Origin of the sequence: Escherichia sp. HH091_1A (genome assembly GCF_030295175.1) — a bacterium.
Classification (GTDB): Bacteria; Pseudomonadota; Gammaproteobacteria; order Enterobacterales; family Enterobacteriaceae; genus Escherichia; species Escherichia coli_F.
Genome location: NZ_AP025747.1, coordinates 3026129 through 3043140 on the forward strand (window position 1 = coordinate 3026129; position 17012 = coordinate 3043140).

The 17012-nt window shown below is 50.1% G+C and carries 16 protein-coding genes and 4 tRNA genes; 11 read left to right on the forward strand and 9 right to left on the reverse strand.

The features are described 5' to 3' along the window. Window positions 1-41: 41 nt before the first annotated feature. Window positions 42-1457, reverse strand: a complete 1416-nt coding sequence (gene gltX, locus QUF14_RS15235; protein WP_000695640.1) for a glutamate--tRNA ligase — start codon at window positions 1455-1457, stop codon at window positions 42-44. Window positions 1458-1715: 258 nt separating this feature from the next. Here gltX and QUF14_RS15240 point away from each other — a divergent pair. From QUF14_RS15240 to QUF14_RS15255, 4 genes are all read left to right on the forward strand, one after another. Beyond that, window positions 1716-1791: transfer RNA gene (locus tag QUF14_RS15240), tRNA-Val, on the forward strand. A 44-nt stretch (window positions 1792-1835) separates the two neighbouring features. Beyond that, a tRNA-Val gene (locus QUF14_RS15245) sits at window positions 1836-1911 on the forward strand. 46 nt (window positions 1912-1957) lie between these two features. Beyond that, a tRNA-Val gene (locus QUF14_RS15250) sits at window positions 1958-2033 on the forward strand. Window positions 2034-2037: 4 nt separating this feature from the next. Next, window positions 2038-2113 (forward strand) — tRNA-Lys (locus QUF14_RS15255). A 110-nt stretch (window positions 2114-2223) separates the two neighbouring features. On the opposite strand, the gene xapR is transcribed toward QUF14_RS15255, so the two are convergent. Genes xapR through xapA form a run of 4 tightly spaced genes read right to left on the reverse strand, consistent with a single transcriptional unit; the run spans window position 2224 to window position 5510 of the window. Further along, a complete protein-coding gene (gene xapR, locus QUF14_RS15260; RefSeq protein WP_001354806.1) occupies window positions 2224-3108 on the reverse strand; it encodes a DNA-binding transcriptional regulator XapR in 885 nt (294 codons plus the stop codon). A gap of 40 nt (window positions 3109-3148) precedes the next feature. Continuing rightward, entirely contained in the window at window positions 3149-3307 is a 159-nt protein-coding gene (locus QUF14_RS15265) for a DUF1427 family protein (RefSeq protein WP_000651752.1), read from the reverse strand. A gap of 52 nt (window positions 3308-3359) precedes the next feature. After that, the gene (gene xapB, locus QUF14_RS15270; RefSeq protein WP_000020390.1) at window positions 3360-4616 is read right to left on the reverse strand and encodes a xanthosine/proton symporter XapB; all 1257 of its coding nucleotides are present in this window, start codon (window positions 4614-4616) and stop codon (window positions 3360-3362) included. Between the two features lie 60 nt (window positions 4617-4676). Then, window positions 4677-5510 (reverse strand): xanthosine phosphorylase, encoded by an 834-nt coding sequence (gene xapA / locus QUF14_RS15275; protein ID WP_100733732.1) that lies wholly within the window; start codon window positions 5508-5510, stop codon window positions 4677-4679. A 248-nt stretch (window positions 5511-5758) separates the two neighbouring features. On the opposite strand from xapA, the gene QUF14_RS15280 reads away from it, so the two are divergent. Beyond that, the gene (locus QUF14_RS15280; protein ID WP_000716371.1) at window positions 5759-6523 is read left to right on the forward strand and encodes a nucleoside-specific channel-forming Tsx family protein; all 765 of its coding nucleotides are present in this window, start codon (window positions 5759-5761) and stop codon (window positions 6521-6523) included. A 38-nt stretch (window positions 6524-6561) separates the two neighbouring features. Here the strand turns inward: QUF14_RS15280 and QUF14_RS15285 are convergent, their stop codons facing one another. Beyond that, the gene (locus tag QUF14_RS15285; protein ID WP_001109784.1) at window positions 6562-7488 is read right to left on the reverse strand and encodes a LysR family transcriptional regulator; all 927 of its coding nucleotides are present in this window, start codon (window positions 7486-7488) and stop codon (window positions 6562-6564) included. Window positions 7489-7577: 89 nt separating this feature from the next. Here QUF14_RS15285 and QUF14_RS15290 point away from each other — a divergent pair, with 89 nt between their 5' ends. Continuing rightward, entirely contained in the window at window positions 7578-8576 is a 999-nt protein-coding gene (locus QUF14_RS15290) for a bile acid:sodium symporter family protein (protein WP_100733733.1), read from the forward strand. Here QUF14_RS15290 and QUF14_RS15295 read toward each other — a convergent pair. From QUF14_RS15295 to zipA, 3 genes are all read right to left on the reverse strand, one after another. Further along, a complete protein-coding gene (locus QUF14_RS15295; RefSeq protein WP_000410201.1) occupies window positions 8573-8791 on the reverse strand; it encodes a DUF3820 family protein in 219 nt (72 codons plus the stop codon). The genes QUF14_RS15290 and QUF14_RS15295 overlap by 4 nt on opposite strands. 1 nt (window position 8792) lies before the next feature. Next, window positions 8793-10808 (reverse strand): NAD-dependent DNA ligase LigA, encoded by a 2016-nt coding sequence (gene ligA / locus QUF14_RS15300; RefSeq protein ID WP_000443657.1) that lies wholly within the window; start codon window positions 10806-10808, stop codon window positions 8793-8795. Between the two features lie 70 nt (window positions 10809-10878). Then, a complete protein-coding gene (zipA, locus tag QUF14_RS15305; RefSeq protein ID WP_001305210.1) occupies window positions 10879-11877 on the reverse strand; it encodes a cell division protein ZipA in 999 nt (332 codons plus the stop codon). A gap of 229 nt (window positions 11878-12106) precedes the next feature. Here zipA and cysZ point away from each other — a divergent pair, with 229 nt between their 5' ends. From cysZ to crr, 5 genes are all read left to right on the forward strand, one after another. After that, window positions 12107-12868 carry a sulfate transporter CysZ gene (cysZ, locus tag QUF14_RS15310; RefSeq protein WP_000254839.1) on the forward strand — a complete coding sequence of 254 codons (762 nt, stop codon included), beginning with the start codon at window positions 12107-12109 and terminating at the stop codon, window positions 12866-12868. Window positions 12869-13052: 184 nt separating this feature from the next. Next, entirely contained in the window at window positions 13053-14024 is a 972-nt protein-coding gene (gene cysK, locus QUF14_RS15315; RefSeq protein ID WP_100733734.1) for a cysteine synthase A, read from the forward strand. A gap of 383 nt (window positions 14025-14407) precedes the next feature. Beyond that, the gene (gene ptsH, locus QUF14_RS15320; protein ID WP_100733735.1) at window positions 14408-14665 is read left to right on the forward strand and encodes a phosphocarrier protein Hpr; all 258 of its coding nucleotides are present in this window, start codon (window positions 14408-14410) and stop codon (window positions 14663-14665) included. Between the two features lie 44 nt (window positions 14666-14709). Next, on the forward strand, window positions 14710-16437 hold the full coding sequence (ptsI, locus tag QUF14_RS15325; protein ID WP_000623136.1) for a phosphoenolpyruvate-protein phosphotransferase PtsI: 1728 nt from the start codon (window positions 14710-14712) through the stop codon (window positions 16435-16437). A gap of 40 nt (window positions 16438-16477) precedes the next feature. Beyond that, window positions 16478-16987 carry a PTS glucose transporter subunit IIA gene (crr, locus tag QUF14_RS15330; RefSeq protein WP_000522247.1) on the forward strand — a complete coding sequence of 170 codons (510 nt, stop codon included), beginning with the start codon at window positions 16478-16480 and terminating at the stop codon, window positions 16985-16987. Window positions 16988-17012: the final 25 nt, after the last annotated feature.

A 17012-nucleotide genomic window follows, 5' to 3' on the forward strand; every position in this document is an offset into this window, starting at 1 on the left:
GGCAGGGGGATCTCTCCTGCCGTTTATCTTTTCTGCGCTAATTACTGCTGGTTTTCGCGTTCAGCAATAAATGCCAGCGCTTTGTTGATACGCTCGATACTGCGGGTCTTACCGATTGCGTGAACGGTAACATCCAGCGCCGGAGATTGCCCCGCACCGGTTACGGCGACACGCAGCGGCATACCAACTTTACCCATACCCACTTCCAGCTCATCCGCCGTCGCCTGAATAGCGTGATGAACGTTTTCAGCGGTCCAGTCAGTAATCGCGGCCAGTTTGTCACGAACCACTTCCAGCGGCTGACGCGCTACCGGACGCAGATGTTTTTTCGCGGCGTCGGCATCGAACTCAGCAAAATCTTCGTAGAAATAACGGCAGCTCTGAGCCATCTCTTTCAGCGTCTTGCAGCGTTCACCCAGCAGTTTTACCAGATCAGCCAGTTGCGGGCCGTTACGGGTATCGATATTTTCCTGCTCAATGTGCCATTGTAAGTGAGTAGCAACATACTCCGGCGGCAGCGCGTTAATGTAGTGATGGTTCAGCCACAGCAGCTTGTCGGTGTTGAACGCACTGGCAGATTTGCTGACGGCATTCAGAGTGAAGTATTTGATCATCTCTTCACGAGTGAAGATTTCCTGATCGCCGTGGGACCAGCCCAGACGCACCAGATAGTTCAGCAGTGCTTCAGGCAGATAACCATCATCACGATACTGCATTACGCTGACCGCCCCGTGACGTTTGGACAGTTTTTTACCGTCATCGCCGTTGATCATAGAAACGTGCGCGTAAACCGGTACCGGCGCTTTCAGAGCCTTAAGAATGTTAATCTGGCGCGGTGTGTTGTTGATATGGTCTTCGCCACGGATAACGTGGGTGATTTCCATATCCCAGTCATCGACAACCACACAGAAGTTATAGGTTGGGGAACCATCGGTACGGCGGATAATCAGATCATCCAGCTCCTGGTTGCTGAACTCGATCGGACCACGGATCTGATCGTCAAAAACAACAGAACCTTCCTGCGGGTTAGCAAAACGTACGACACACGGCTCATCATCAGCGTGATGCTCATGACTGTGGCGACAGCGACCGTCATAACGTGGTTTCTCACCTTTTGCCATTTGCTCTTCACGCAGCGCTTCCAGACGCTCTTTGGAGCAGTAGCATTTATAGGCAGTGCCCTCTTCCAGCATCTGATCGATCACCGCGTTGTAGCGATCAAAACGTTTGGTCTGGAAGTACGGACCTTCATCCCACTCCAGGCTCAGCCAGTTCATACCATCCATAATGGCTTCGATAGCTTCCGGCGTGGAACGCTCAAGATCGGTGTCTTCAATACGCAGCACGAACTCACCGCCGTGGTTACGTGCAAAAAGCCAGGAGTAAAGAGCAGTACGCGCGCCGCCAACGTGCAGATAGCCTGTTGGGCTTGGCGCGAAGCGAGTTTTGATTTTCATGAAATGGCCTTACGTTTAGAAAGATGCCGACAACCGGCAAATCCTGGAAAAATTGAGTGGGCGATATTCTATCACTCCCGCCTGATTCCTCAATGTAGTTCGGGTTGCTACATGATGCATTATTGTTTTCGTTGAGAAATTGCGCAACACGGTCTGTTTTGCGATCATCTTGCTTAAATTTACGACGAACGAACAATTTCTTTAGAAAATGCGTTGACTCATTTTGAACTCTCCCTATAATGCGACTCCACACAGCGGGGGTGATTAGCTCAGCTGGGAGAGCACCTCCCTTACAAGGAGGGGGTCGGCGGTTCGATCCCGTCATCACCCACCAACTACTTTATGTAGTCTCCGCCGTGTAGCAAGAAATTGAGAAGTGGGTGATTAGCTCAGCTGGGAGAGCACCTCCCTTACAAGGAGGGGGTCGGCGGTTCGATCCCGTCATCACCCACCACTTTCTCGCCAGCTAGATTTCTTGTAACAATGTGAAGTACCGAAGTGGGTGATTAGCTCAGCTGGGAGAGCACCTCCCTTACAAGGAGGGGGTCGGCGGTTCGATCCCGTCATCACCCACCACTTCGGGTCGTTAGCTCAGTTGGTAGAGCAGTTGACTTTTAATCAATTGGTCGCAGGTTCGAATCCTGCACGACCCACCAATGTAAAAAAGCGCCCTAAAGGCGCTTTTTTGCTATCTGCAATTTGCGAAATTGCCTGATGCGCTTCGCTTATCAGACCAACTATGTCCGGCAGTTCCCGTGCCTCTCATCTACTGCGCCAACGCCGCCAGCAGTTTAACCAGCGCGGGCGTCACCTGCTGCGTTTCATAAACAATATATAAGTCTGCCGGGATGCGTTCTTTGAGCGGACGGAATATGACACCGGGCCAGTTCATCTGCGCGTAGCTGTCCGCTATCAATGTGATACCAATACCCATACTGACCATGGCGAGTACCGTTTGCGGTTCATTAACTTCGCGAATAACAACCGGTGAAAATCCCACCTGCTGGCAAACTCGCTGCAAAAAATCCCAGTCAGTGTACACGGGCGGCATTGTAACGAAATACTCGTCACGTAGCGCTTCCAGCGGGACGGTGGAAAATGATGAGAGATGATGCTCTTCAGGCATCGCCACCAGAAACGCCGATTCATGCAACCGTAAGCTGGTAAAACCAGTCGGTGGTTCTGTCGCCATTCGCCAGATCCCGGCATCAAGTTCGCGGCGTTCCAGCAAGGCCATTTGCATCGCGGGCATCTTTTCGCGAAACAGAACTTCAACGTTAGGATTTTCTCTAAGGAATCGCCGCATAACCGGGCGCATCCGTCCCCACATTGCCGTTCCCACAACCCCGAGTTCAATCCGCCCTGCTTCTCCCCGACCTATTTGTTCAACCCGAGCCAATATATTATTTGCATTCACCAGCAATCGACGCGATTCTTCCATCAAGATTTTGCCCGCGTGTGTCAGTACGACGCTGCGCGAATGGCGAATAAAAAGCTGCGTGCCGAGTTGATTTTCCAGCTCTTTAATATGAATACTGAGCGGAGGCTGAGACATATTTAAACGCGCTGCTGCGCGACCAAAATGCAACTCTTCCGCTACGGCAAGAAAATAACGGAGCAACTTAAGATCTGTTCTATATATGCGTTCCATAATTAAGTGCTCCATATAAAAAATACATCGTATTAAATTATCATGGCATAAAGTATTTCACCACCAGATATCCGACATACATAAACACGATGGATAATATACCCGGCAATACATTTGGAACAGGAATAGGTAATCGCACGATTGTAAACAAAGCACCAATGCCAAAACCAACGCCAGAAGAAAATAAAATATCTTTCACTAATTAACCTTTATCATAAAAGCAGCCCCAAGGAACAGAGCTGCGAATCCTTTTAATGTGTAACTGAACGATGCGTTATCTTTTCAGGGTCATGGTTATATTTAAACCCAAAGAAAAATATCACTGCGAGGAAAAGAGCATACCCTGCAAACATCAGCCAAATGGTATGCCAATCTTTTACGCCATCCACCGAGAAGTAATCCACTGCCATACCGCTCAGAATCGAGCCAACCCATGCGCCGACGCCATTTACCATCGTCATAAAAAGGCCCTGGGCGCTGGCACGAATGCTGGAATCAACTTCCTGTTCGACAAAGACCGAACCAGAAATATTGAAGAAATCGAATGCACAACCGTAAACAATCATCGACAGCAACAGCAAAATAAACCCGGTTGGTGATGGATCGCCATAGGCAAAGAAGCCAAAGCGCAGCGTCCACGCCACCATACTCATCAGCATGACGGTTTTAATACCGAAACGCTTCAAAAAGAACGGTATCGTCAGAATGAAACCGACTTCAGCCATCTGTGAAACTGACAGTAAAATGGACGGATATTTCACCACGAAGCTATCAGCAAACTCAGGATTACGGGCGAAATCATGCAGGAACGGGTTGCCAAAAACGTTGGTAATTTGCAGCACCGCACCCAGCATCATGGCGAAGAGGAAAAAGATAGCCATGCGTGGATTTTTAAACAGCACGAAGGCATCCAGACCCAGCTTGCTGGCAAGCGATGTAGTCGCTTTTTTCTCCGCAACCGGAATCTTCGGCAAAGTCAGCGCATAAGCCGACAGCAGCAATGACGCACCGGACGCGATATACAACTGCAGACTACTCAATTCCAGATGCAGCAGGCTTACTGCCCACATCGCGACAATGAACCCCACCGTACCAAAAACGCGAATGGGCGGGAAAGCGGTCACCGGGTCAAGCCCTGCCTGAGCAAGACAGGAATAAGAGACGCTGTTCGATAACGCGATAGTCGGCATAAACGCCATCGCATTGACTAACATCACCCAAAACATCATATCTGGATCAGTTACGGATGCCGCATAAAAAAGTACGCCTGCACACACCAGGTGACACAGCATGTATGCACGTTCTGCACGCAGCCATTTGTCTGCGATGATCCCCATTATACCAGGCATAATAATCGCGGCGATCCCTTTGGAACTGTAAACCATGCCAACATTAGCGCCGGTGAAATGAAGGGTATTAATCATGTAAGAACCGAGGGTAACCAGCCAGCTCCCCCAGATAAAATATTGCAAAAAGGACATTACCTTTAAGCGCAAAGCGATGCTCATAATCGTTTCCTTGTCGCATCATATGGCCTCACTCAGTGAGGCCGTTTATTGTTGTTTTACTCAGGCAATTTTGCGCAGAAAGCCGCAAATAAGATTAATAAAGTTTTGCTTTGAGAGTTCCGCTGCTGCCAGCGTTTGGGCATGAGAAAGCTTCACGTCACTCAGACCTTCCGCCATGTTGGTAATCGCAGAGACCGCAACGACTTTAAGTTCGCAATAGCGAGCTGAAATAACCTCAGGCACCACAGACATACCAACAACATCCCCACCAATAATTTGCATCATGCGAATTTCCGCCGCAGTCTCGAAATTCGGCCCCGGATACGAGACGAACACGCCCTCCGTCAGAGGGACCCCCTCTTCTTTCGCCACTTTTTGTAACAGTGCGCGGTATTCCGCATCGTAGGCATTCGCCAGCGAGAAGAAGCGCTCACCAAAACGTTCATCATTAAGACCCACCATCGGCGTTCCCGGCATGGTGTTGATGTGATCTTTCAATGCGACCAGACTGCCGGCCCCCACTTCAGGACGCAGTGAGCCAGCCGCATTGGTGCAGAACAGCAACTCGCAGCCCAGCAACTTAAAGGTACGGATTGCATCCGTCATGATGGTCATCCCACGACCTTCGTAGAAATGTCCGCGACCTTTCATGCACGCCACTGGCACCCCCTGGAGATAACCCAGCACCAGCTCACCCGCATGACCGTGTACGGTACTTACCGGGAACCCAGGCAGCTTTTCGTAGGAAATTGCGACCGCGTTCTCAATCTGATCGGCCAGCGCGCCCAGCCCGGAACCTAAAATAAAGGCCACTCGTGGCGTGAAATCAGGTTTATAAGTCTTGATAATATCTACGCAATACAGTGGGTTATGAGAAAACTGAGCCTGATACATATATATCCTTTTTTTGTAGGGTGGAATCTAACGCCTTTTTATAACGAGATTGCCCTACCTCATACCAATACACTTTTTTCATGTATCCGATAGTTATTCGATATCGATATATTTATATTTTTTCACTATTAATAGGCTGAAAAAACTGTATTGGTACTCTCCTTTCCCTTGCATTAACAATATGCCGCTTTTAATCAACCTTTTTATTAAGCAATCAACTAATAACGATCGGCATAGGGAATTATGCTATGAAAAAACATCTTTTTACTCTGACACTCTCTTCTGTATTGGCGATACCAGCAGTATCCCATGCAGAATTTAAAGGCGGTTTTGCTGATATAGGTATTCATTATCTTGACTGGACTAGCAGAACCACTGAGAAATCGTCGACCAAATCACACAAAGATGATTTTGGATATCTGGAACTGGAAGGCGGCGCTAACTTTAGTTGGGGAGAAATGTACGGGTTCTTCGACTGGGAAAACTTTTATAATGATCGTCATGATAAACAGGGTAGCGAGCAGCGTTATACATTTAAAAATACCAACCGTATTTACCTGGGTGACACCGGATTTAATCTCTACTTGCATGCGTATGGCACCTACGGTTCTGCGAATCGTGTGAATTTCCATGACGATATGTTCCTTTACGGGATCGGCTACAATTTCACCGGCAGCGGTTGGTGGTTCAAACCGTTCTTTGCAAAACGCTATACAGACCAAACCTATTATACCGGCGATAACGGTTATGTCGCCGGTTGGGTTGCAGGTTACAGCTTTATGCTGGGCAGTGAGAAATTCACCCTCACCAACTGGAACGAGTACGAGTTTGATCGTGATGCCACCTACGCGGCAGGTAATGGCGGCAAAGAAGGTCTGAATGGTGCCGTCGCACTTTGGTGGAATGCAACTTCACACATCACCACAGGGATTCAGTATCGTTATGCGGATGACAAACTGGGCGAAGATTTTTACCAGGATGCGATAATCTACTCCATCAAATTTAATTTCTGATTGATTACTGCCGGAGCTCCCGGCAGTATGAATTCACTCTATATCTGATACAACGGATCCCCTTCCCGCCCAGCCATTAGCGCATTGCCCTGGTCTCGTACTACGTCCCATAACGCTTCAGCGGCGGTGGAAAGTGAACGGTTCTTCCTGCGCACCAGCATCAACTGGCGTTCAACCACCGGCGTAATGCGCTTTACCACCAGCGGGCTACCTTCAGGCAATGGTAGCGCCAGTGCGGGAAGAATACTGATGCCGATGCCTGCGGCTACCATCGGGAACAGCGTCGCCGGATGACCAATCTCCTGCACAATATTCGCCTGAATACCATTGCGCGCCAGCGCTGCGTCAATCAGCGGTCGGCTGCCTGACGCGTAATCCTGCAACACCAATTTCGCTCCCTGTAATGCCTGCCAGGGTACATAATCTTCCACGGCCAAAGCGCTATCGCGATGGCAAAGCAGAAAGAAAGGCTCGGAAAGAATCGCTTCACATTGCAGATCGCCCACTGGGCCTGGATCGATGACGATGCCAAAATCGACATCTCCCTGGCGAATACTTTCCATCACCCACTGCTGCGGACGATCGTGGAGGATAAACTGAATATCTGGATAGCGGCGATGGCTTTCAGCAATGCATTGCGGAATAAGATGCGCGGAAATGGTCTGGCTGGCAGCGACCCGAACTTTTCCGCTCAGTTGTTGCCCCATACGCCCGGTATCGCGCAACGTGCTGTTAAGTTCATCCAGCAGTCGCTCAAGACGCAAAGCCAACTGCTGCCCTGCATCTGTAAGCACCACTTCACGCGTGGTTCTGTCCAGCAGGCGAACACCAGTATGATTTTCCAGCTCCTTCACACTGTGACTCACTGCCGACTGGCTCAGGCCGATACGCTCTCCTGCACGACTAAAACTTTTCTCCTGCGCTACTGTGACGAAAACCTTTAATTGCTTTAAAGAATAATTCATCTGTTTTCTTCATGAATGGATGCAATAAATCAATTTTATTTCTCAAACTGGAAGAAGCACAATAGAACCATCGATCATCTGGAGTCTTTATGAAACTTTTTCGTATCCTCGATCCTTTCACCTTAACCCTGATCACGGTGGTGTTGCTGGCCTCTTTCTTTCCGGCCAGGGGCGATTTCGTTCCCTTCTTTGAAAATCTGACTACCGCAGCCATTGCTCTGCTGTTCTTTATGCACGGCGCGAAGTTATCGCGAGAGGCCATTATTGCAGGCGGTGGTCATTGGCGACTGCATTTATGGGTAATGTGCAGCACCTTCGTGCTGTTTCCGATTCTGGGCGTGCTGTTTGCGTGGTGGAAACCGGTAAATGTCGACCCGATGCTCTACTCCGGTTTTCTCTACTTGTGCATTCTCCCCGCGACCGTGCAGTCTGCAATCGCCTTCACGTCAATGGCGGGCGGTAACGTCGCGGCGGCGGTTTGTTCTGCGTCAGCATCCAGCCTACTGGGGATTTTCCTTTCACCGTTGCTGGTTGGCCTGGTGATGAATGTTCACGGTGCAGGGGGCAGCCTTGAGCTGGTAGGTAAGATAATGCTGCAACTGCTGCTGCCATTTGTGTTGGGGCATCTTTCGCGGCCGTGGATTGGTGACTGGGTGTCGCGTAATAAAAAATGGATTGCGAAAACTGACCAGACGTCCATTCTGTTGGTGGTTTATACGGCATTCAGCGAAGCCGTCGTTAACGGTATCTGGCACAAAGTTGGCTGGGGATCATTGCTGTTTATCGTGGTGGTCAGTTGCGTTCTTCTGGCTATCGTGATTGTAGTTAACGTCTTTATGGCACGCCGACTAGGCTTCAATAAGGCAGATGAAATTACTATCGTCTTTTGTGGTTCGAAAAAGAGTCTGGCAAATGGCATCCCGATGGCAAACATTCTGTTCCCCACATCGGTGATCGGTATGATGGTGCTGCCTCTGATGATTTTCCATCAGATCCAATTGATGGTCTGTGCGGTGCTGGCGCGTCGATACAAACGCCAGACCGAACAGTTACAGGCGCAGCAGGAAAGCAGCGCCGATAAAGCTTAAAGTGGGCGTTTCAGGGGCTGGACCAGTTGCGTCAGCCCCTCGGTTTTAATCAGCAGCGTGATTTGCATTAGCTCACCGAGCTTCCCTGCCGGGAACTCATCTTTGCGGGCAAACCACAGAAGATACTCCTCCGGCAGGTCGATTAATCGACGCCCTTTGTATTTGCCAAACGGCATTATCGTATTGGCTATTTCAATCAGCTGCTCTTTTTCCATCTCAGCTACCCAGCAAACGCAGCATTTCCGTTTCGTCGATGACTTCAATGCCCAGTTCCTGCGCCTTCGCCAGTTTAGATCCTGCAGCTTCACCCGCTATCACCAGATCGGTTTTCTTCGACACGCTGCCCGCGACTTTCGCCCCCAGTTCGACCAGTCGAGCTTTAGCGTCATCACGCGACATCTGGCTTAAGCTGCCCGTGAGCACCACGGTTTTACCAGCAAACGGGCTGTCAATCTCTTCCGCGTTAATCACCACCGGCGCAGGCCAGTGAACGCCTTCCGCCAACAGCTCGCTGATGACATTGCGGTTGCTTTCTTCGGCAAAGAAGTTGTGAACGTGGGAGGCAACGACAATGCCAACATCAGGCACCTTTTGCAGCTCTTCAATCGAAGCGGCTTCCAGCGCTTCCAGCGTGCCGAAATATGCCGCCAGACCTGCTGCGGTGGCCTCGCCGACTTCACGGATGCCAAGTGCATAGAGGAAGCGGGCAAAGGTGGTTTCTTTCGCTTTTTCCAGCGCGTTAACCACATTTTGTGCCGATTTCGGCCCCATGCGCTCCAGTCCGGTCAGTTTGCCTGCGGTGAGTTTGAACAGATCCGCCGGGGTATGGACATATTCTTTTTCAACCAGTTGATCGATGATTTTGTCGCCCATACCGTCAACGTCCATCGCACGGCGGGAAACAAAGTGTTTCAGCGACTCTTTACGCTGAGCACCGCAAATCAGGCCACCGGTACAGCGGGCAACCGCTTCACCTTCCACACGCTCGACGTCAGAACCACATACCGGACAATGCGTCGGGAATACAACCTCACGGGTATCTTCCGGGCGTTCAGAAAGCACGACGTTAACCACCTGCGGGATCACGTCGCCAGCGCGGCGAATCACCACTTTATCGCCAATGCGTAAACCAAGACGTTCGATTTCGTCAGCATTATGCAGTGTGGCGTTACTCACCAGCACACCAGCAACATGGACAGGTTCCAGACGCGCAACAGGCGTAATCGCGCCAGTACGCCCAACCTGAAACTCGACGTCACGCACAAAGGTCATCTGTTCCTGCGCCGGAAATTTAAACGCTACTGCCCAGCGCGGGGCACGCGCGACAAAGCCAAGCTGTTCCTGCTGTGCCAGTGAGTTGACCTTAATTACCACGCCGTCGATATCAAAGCCCAGCGTCGGGCGGTCTTCTTCCACTTTGTGGTAGAACGCCAGCACCTCTTCCGCCGATTCACAAAGCGTTACCCGATCGCTGACCGGTAATCCCCACTTTTTAAATTGCAGTAAACGGCCAAGATGAGTATCCGGTAGCTCGCCACCTTCCAGAACACCGACGCCATAGCAGAAAAAAGTGAGCGGTCGCTTCGCTGTAATACGCGGATCAAGCTGACGCAGTGAACCTGCAGCCGCATTACGCGGGTTAGCAAACACTTTCCCGCCTGTGCGTCGCGCATCTTCGTTGATCTTTTCGAAGCCGGCCTGCGGCAGGAACACTTCACCACGAACTTCCAGACGCGCCGGGATATTCTCGCCGTGAAGCTTCAGCGGAATGGCGCGAATAGTACGCACGTTTGATGTAATGTCTTCGCCGGTAGTGCCATCGCCACGGGTCGCTGCACTGACTAAAACGCCATTTTCATACAGAATGCTGACGGCAAGACCATCCAGTTTCAGCTCACAGCACCAGGTCACTTTTTCGTTGCTTTTCAGACGGTCCTGTACGCGTTTGTTGAAAGCAAGAAAGCTTTCTTCATCAAAGACGTTATCCAGCGACAACATGGGCACTTCATGGCGGATCTGGCTGAAAGCCGCCAGCGGCGCAGCACCTACACGTTGGGTAGGTGAATCAGGTGTAATCAGCTCTGGATGTTTGGCTTCCAGCTCGCGCAGTTCGCGCATCAGCCTGTCGTATTCAGCGTCGGGAATTTCCGGCGCATCCATCACATGATAAAGATATTCATGATGGCGAAGCGTCGTTCGCAGTTCTGTCAGTTGTTGTTCGATTGATTCCATATCGCACCATCAATGCTAAAAACCCCCGACAAGCGGGGGTTCGAAGAGGAGTTAATTTGCCTTAAGTGTATCAGGCGTTGGCGTCTTTGACTTCGCGGATGATGTCCTGGTACTCGCGCAATTTCTGCGGAGTCATCATACGGCGCTGATCGTCAAGCACTACACCGCCCACTTCATCGGCAATATGCTGCGCAGATTGCAGCATCAGCTTAAAGTTCTGCAGCTCGTCACCGTAAGACGGTACCTGCATAAAGATAGTGACACCCGGAGTAGTGAAATCCTTCATTTCAGGATCGAAGGTTCCCGGTTTCACCATATTCGCCAGGCTGAATAACGCCGGGCCGCTGCCATCCGGGCTAAGATGACGATGGTAAATATTCATATCGCCAAAAATGAAGCCCGCTTGTTGAATGCTGTTAAGAAGCAGTTCACCGTTTAACTCGCTACCGTGATGCGCCGCGACGTTCATGATAATCACCGCTTCTTTGCGCTTCGGTTTATCCATAACTGGAGCCGGTTCCGCTACAGGCTCAGGCTGTGGTGCCGCTACAGGTTCTGCAGGCTGGAAAGCCTGTTGTGCCGGTTGCGGTGCTGAATGCACTGGCTGCGGCGCTGACGCGACCTGTGGCGAAACTGGCTGCTGCAACGGCTGTTCAGGCTGAGGCTGATAGGCAGGCTGCTGCACGGGTTGCTGCACCGGCTGCGTTGGACGCGGAGCATGTTGCGGCGGTACCTGCGCTTCAGGCGGCTGCTGGACCGGTTGACGCGGCTGCGCAGACGCATAAGGCGGTTGGTACTGGTGTTGCGGCGACGGACGAGCAGCCTCATGCTCCTGGGCGTTAGCCGGGGCATGATTCACGCGGTGAACACGAACCTCACCAACGCCCTCATCATCTTCGACATCCTCGTCATAAGAATCGTCGTCACGTTTTGACTTCATTCGTTTTAATGGCCGATCGCGGAACATAGAAGATCGTTCTTTACGGCTGGTCCAGAAACCATGTACCAGTAAAGCGATTATGGCGATCGCGCCAACAATGATTAATATCAGACGCAAATCCTGCATCATTATATTCTCTGTTGTTCTAACACCTTGCCACCACGGCAAACATTTACTCACTAAGAGTATTTGCCGATTACCTCAAGTGCAAGTGCACTATTAACTTTCACAGCACAAAGATAGATGAAATCGTGCTTTTTGCTGTTTTTTCGAACATATCCTAACTGTCCATTGCGCAATTACCCGGTAAAATACGCAGAATTTTCCTGGGATTGGTCAAAAGGAGCTCATCCTGATTATGGTTTCATCATTCACATCTGCCCCACGCAGCGGTTTTTACTATTTTGCGCAAGGCTGGAAGCTCGTCTCGCAACCTGGGATTCGGCGTTTTGTTATTTTACCGCTGTTGGTCAATATTTTGTTGATGGGGGGCGCATTCTGGTGGCTCTTTACGCAGCTCGATGTCTGGATCCCGACGCTCATGAGTTACGTTCCGGACTGGTTACAATGGCTGAGCTATCTGTTGTGGCCCCTGGCTGTCATCTCTGTGCTGTTAGTGTTTGGCTATTTCTTCTCAACGATTGCTAACTGGATTGCTGCTCCGTTCAACGGTTTATTGGCTGAACAACTGGAAGCAAGACTGACTGGCGCTACACCGCCAGATACCGGAATTTTCGGTATCATGAAAGATGTGCCGCGAATCATGAAACGCGAATGGCAAAAATTTGCCTGGTATCTGCCGCGCGCAATTGTATTGCTAATTCTTTACTTCATCCCTGGCATTGGGCAAACCGTCGCGCCGGTACTGTGGTTCCTGTTTAGTGCCTGGATGTTAGCCATCCAGTATTGCGATTACCCCTTCGATAACCACAAAGTGCCGTTTAAAGAGATGCGTACCGCCCTGCGCACACGCAAAATCACCAATATGCAGTTTGGTGCTTTAACCAGCCTGTTTACGATGATCCCGTTGCTTAACCTGTTCATCATGCCCGTTGCCGTTTGTGGCGCGACAGCTATGTGGGTCGATTGCTATCGCGATAAACACGCGATGTGGCGGTAACAATCTACCGGTTATTTTGTAAACCGTTTGTGTGAAACAGGGGTGGCTTATGCCACCCCTTATTCCATCTTGCATTTCATTATTTCCCTTCTGCATATAGATATGCTAAATCCTTACTTCCGCATATTCTCTGAGCGGGTATGCTACCTGTTGTATCCCAATTTCATACAGTTAAGGACAGGCCATGAGTAAGATTTTTGAAGATAACTCGCTGACTATCGGTCAGACGCCGCTGGTTCGCCTGAATCGCATCGGTAACGGACGCATTCTGGCGAAGGTGGAATCCCGTAACCCCAGCTTCAGCGTTAAGTGCCGTATCGGTGCCAACATGATTTGGGATGCCGAAAAGCGCGGCGTGCTGAAACCAGGCGTTGAACTGGTTGAACCAACCAGCGGTAATACCGGGATTGCACTGGCCTATGTGGCTGCCGCTCGCGGTTACAAACTCACCCTGACCATGCCAGAAACCATGAGTATCGAACGCCGCAAGCTGCTGAAAGCGTTAGGTGCAAACCTGGTGCTGACCGAAGGTGCTAAAGGCATGAAAGGCGCAATCCAAAAAGCAGAAGAAATTGTCGCCAGCAATCCAGAGAAATACCTACTGCTGCAACAATTCAGCAATCCGGCAAACCCTGAAATTCACGAAAAAACCACCGGTCCGGAGATCTGGGAAGATACCGACGGTCAGGTTGATGTATTTATTGCTGGTGTTGGGACTGGCGGTACGCTGACCGGCGTCAGCCGCTACATTAAAGGCACCAAAGGCAAGACCGATCTCATCTCTGTCGCCGTGGAGCCAACCGATTCTCCGGTTATCGCCCAGGCGCTGGCAGGTGAAGAGATTAAACCTGGCCCGCATAAAATTCAGGGGATTGGCGCTGGTTTTATCCCGGCTAACCTTGATCTCAAGCTGGTCGATAAAGTCATTGGCATCACCAATGAAGAAGCTATTTCTACCGCGCGTCGTCTGATGGAAGAGGAAGGTATTCTTGCAGGTATCTCTTCTGGAGCGGCTGTTGCTGCAGCGTTGAAACTACAAGAAGATGAAAGCTTTACCAACAAGAATATTGTGGTTATTCTACCGTCATCGGGTGAGCGTTATTTAAGCACCGCATTGTTTGCCGATCTCTTCACTGAGAAAGAATTGCAACAGTAATGCCAGCTTGTTAAAAATGCGTAAAAAAGCACCTTTTCAGGTGCTTTTTTGTGGCCTGCTTCAAACTTTCGCCCCTCCTGGCATTGATTCAGCCTGTCGGAACTGGTATTTAACCAGACTAATTATTTTGATGCGCGAAATTAATCGTTACAGGAAAAGCCATAGCTGAATCGATTTTATGATTTGGTTCAATTCTTCCTTTAGCGGCATAATGTTTAATGACGTACGAAACGTCAGCGGTCAACACCCGCCAGCAAAGGACTGTATTGCGCTCTTCGTGCGTCGCGTCTGTTAAAAACTGGCGCTAACAATACAGGCTAAAGTCGAACCGCCAGGCTAGACTTTAGTTCCACAACACTAAACCTATAAGTTGGGGAAATACAATGTTCCAGCAAGAAGTTACCATTACCGCTCCGAACGGTCTGCACACCCGCCCTGCTGCCCAGTTTGTAAAAGAAGCTAAGGGCTTCACTTCTGAAATTACTGTGACTTCCAACGGCAAAAGCGCCAGCGCGAAAAGCCTGTTTAAACTGCAGACTCTGGGCCTGACTCAAGGTACCGTTGTGACTATCTCCGCAGAAGGCGAAGACGAACATAAAGCGGTTGAACATCTGGTTAAACTGATGGCGGAACTCGAGTAATTTCCCGGGTTCTTTTAAAAATCAGTCACAAGTAAGGTAGGGTTATGATTTCAGGCATTTTAGCATCCCCGGGTATCGCTTTCGGTAAAGCTCTGCTTCTGAAAGAAGACGAAATTGTCATTGACCGGAAAAAAATTTCTGCCGACCAGGTTGATCAGGAAGTTGAACGTTTTCTGAGCGGTCGTGCCAAGGCATCAGCCCAGCTGGAAACGATCAAAACGAAAGCTGGTGAAACGTTCGGTGAAGAAAAAGAAGCCATCTTTGAAGGGCATATTATGCTACTCGAAGATGAGGAGCTGGAGCAGGAAATCATAGCCCTGATTAAAGATAAGCACATGACAGCTGACGCAGCTGCTCATGAAGTTATCGAAGGTCAGGCTTCTGCCCTGGAAGAGCTGGATGATGAATACCTGAAAGAGCGTGCGGCTGACGTACGTGATATCGGTAAGCGCCTGCTGCGCAACATCTTGGGCCTGAAGATTATCGACCTCAGCGCCATTCAGGATGAAGTCATTCTGGTTGCCGCTGATCTGACGCCGTCCGAAACCGCACAGCTGAACCTGAAGAAGGTGCTGGGTTTCATCACCGACGCGGGTGGCCGTACTTCCCACACCTCTATCATGGCGCGTTCTCTGGAACTGCCTGCTATCGTGGGTACCGGTAGCGTCACCTCTCAGGTGAAAAATGACGACTATCTGATTCTGGATGCCGTAAATAATCAGGTTTACGTCAATCCAACCAACGAAGTTATTGATAAAATGCGCGCTGTTCAGGAGCAAGTGGCTTCTGAAAAAGCAGAGCTTGCTAAACTGAAAGATCTGCCAGCTATTACGCTGGACGGTCACCAGGTAGAAGTGTGCGCTAACATCGGTACGGTTCGTGACGTTGAAGGTGCTGAGCGTAACGGCGCTGAAGGCGTTGGTCTTTATCGTACTGAGTTCCTGTTCATGGACCGCGACGCGCTGCCCACTGAAGAAGAACAGTTTGCTGCTTACAAAGCAGTGGCTGAAGCGTGTGGCTCTCAGGCGGTTATCGTTCGTACCATGGACATCGGCGGCGACAAAGAGCTGCCATACATGAACTTCCCGAAAGAAGAGAACCCGTTCCTCGGCTGGCGCGCTATCCGTATCGCGATGGATCGTAAAGAGATCCTGCGCGATCAGCTCCGCGCTATCCTGCGTGCCTCTGCTTTCGGTAAATTGCGCATCATGTTCCCGATGATCATCTCTGTTGAAGAAGTGCGTGCACTGCGCAAAGAGATCGAAATCTACAAACAGGAACTGCGCGACGAAGGTAAAGCGTTTGACGAGTCAATTGAAATCGGCGTAATGGTGGAAACACCAGCGGCCGCAACAATTGCACGTCATTTAGCCAAAGAAGTTGATTTCTTTAGTATCGGCACCAATGATTTAACGCAGTACACTCTGGCAGTTGACCGTGGTAATGATATGATTTCACACCTTTACCAGCCAATGTCACCGTCCGTGCTGAACTTGATCAAGCAAGTTATTGATGCTTCTCATGCTGAAGGCAAATGGACTGGCATGTGTGGTGAGCTTGCTGGCGATGAACGTGCTACACTTCTGTTGCTGGGGATGGGTCTGGACGAATTCTCTATGAGCGCCATTTCTATCCCGCGCATTAAGAAGATTATCCGTAACACGAACTTCGAAGATGCGAAGGTGTTAGCAGAGCAGGCTCTTGCTCAACCGACAACGGACGAGTTAATGACGCTGGTTAACAAGTTCATTGAAGAAAAAACAATCTGCTAATCCACGAGATGCGGCCCAATTTACTGCTTAGGAGAAGATCATGGGTTTGTTCGATAAACTGAAATCTCTGGTTTCCGACGACAAGAAGGATACCGGAACTATTGAGATCATTGCTCCGCTCTCTGGCGAGATCGTCAATATCGAAGACGTGCCGGATGTCGTTTTTGCGGAAAAAATCGTTGGTGATGGCATTGCTATCAAACCAACTGGAAACAAAATGGTCGCGCCTGTAGACGGCACCATTGGTAAAATCTTTGAAACCAACCACGCGTTCTCTATCGAATCTGATAGCGGCGTTGAGTTGTTCGTTCACTTCGGTATCGACACTGTTGAACTGAAAGGCGAAGGCTTCAAGCGTATTGCTGAAGAAGGTCAGCGCGTGAAAGTTGGCGATACTGTGATTGAATTTGATCTGCCGCTGCTGGAAGAGAAAGCCAAGTCTACCCTGACTCCGGTTGTTATCTCCAACATGGACGAAATCAAAGAACTGATCAAACTGTCCGGTAGCGTGACTGTGGGTGAAACCCCGGTTATCCGCATCAAGAAGTAATTCTTGCCGCAGTGAAAAATGGCGC

What these genes read in the sequence shown, in the direction of transcription:
- gltX (WP_000695640.1), bottom strand. Translation starts at nt 1,457, where the DNA reads ATGAAAATCAAAACTCGCTTCGCGCCAAGCCCAACAGGCTATCTGCAC.
- xapR (WP_001354806.1), bottom strand. Translation starts at nt 3,108, where the DNA reads ATGGAACGCATATATAGAACAGATCTTAAGTTGCTCCGTTATTTTCTT.
- xapB (WP_000020390.1), bottom strand. Translation starts at nt 4,616, where the DNA reads ATGAGCATCGCTTTGCGCTTAAAGGTAATGTCCTTTTTGCAATATTTT.
- xapA (WP_100733732.1), bottom strand. Translation starts at nt 5,510, where the DNA reads ATGTATCAGGCTCAGTTTTCTCATAACCCACTGTATTGCGTAGATATT.
- QUF14_RS15280 (WP_000716371.1), top strand. Translation starts at nt 5,759, where the DNA reads ATGAAAAAACATCTTTTTACTCTGACACTCTCTTCTGTATTGGCGATA.
- QUF14_RS15285 (WP_001109784.1), bottom strand. Translation starts at nt 7,488, where the DNA reads ATGAATTATTCTTTAAAGCAATTAAAGGTTTTCGTCACAGTAGCGCAG.
- QUF14_RS15290 (WP_100733733.1), top strand. Translation starts at nt 7,578, where the DNA reads ATGAAACTTTTTCGTATCCTCGATCCTTTCACCTTAACCCTGATCACG.
- QUF14_RS15295 (WP_000410201.1), bottom strand. Translation starts at nt 8,791, where the DNA reads ATGGAAAAAGAGCAGCTGATTGAAATAGCCAATACGATAATGCCGTTT.
- ligA (WP_000443657.1), bottom strand. Translation starts at nt 10,808, where the DNA reads ATGGAATCAATCGAACAACAACTGACAGAACTGCGAACGACGCTTCGC.
- zipA (WP_001305210.1), bottom strand. Translation starts at nt 11,877, where the DNA reads ATGATGCAGGATTTGCGTCTGATATTAATCATTGTTGGCGCGATCGCC.
- cysZ (WP_000254839.1), top strand. Translation starts at nt 12,107, where the DNA reads ATGGTTTCATCATTCACATCTGCCCCACGCAGCGGTTTTTACTATTTT.
- cysK (WP_100733734.1), top strand. Translation starts at nt 13,053, where the DNA reads ATGAGTAAGATTTTTGAAGATAACTCGCTGACTATCGGTCAGACGCCG.
- ptsH (WP_100733735.1), top strand. Translation starts at nt 14,408, where the DNA reads ATGTTCCAGCAAGAAGTTACCATTACCGCTCCGAACGGTCTGCACACC.
- ptsI (WP_000623136.1), top strand. Translation starts at nt 14,710, where the DNA reads ATGATTTCAGGCATTTTAGCATCCCCGGGTATCGCTTTCGGTAAAGCT.
- crr (WP_000522247.1), top strand. Translation starts at nt 16,478, where the DNA reads ATGGGTTTGTTCGATAAACTGAAATCTCTGGTTTCCGACGACAAGAAG.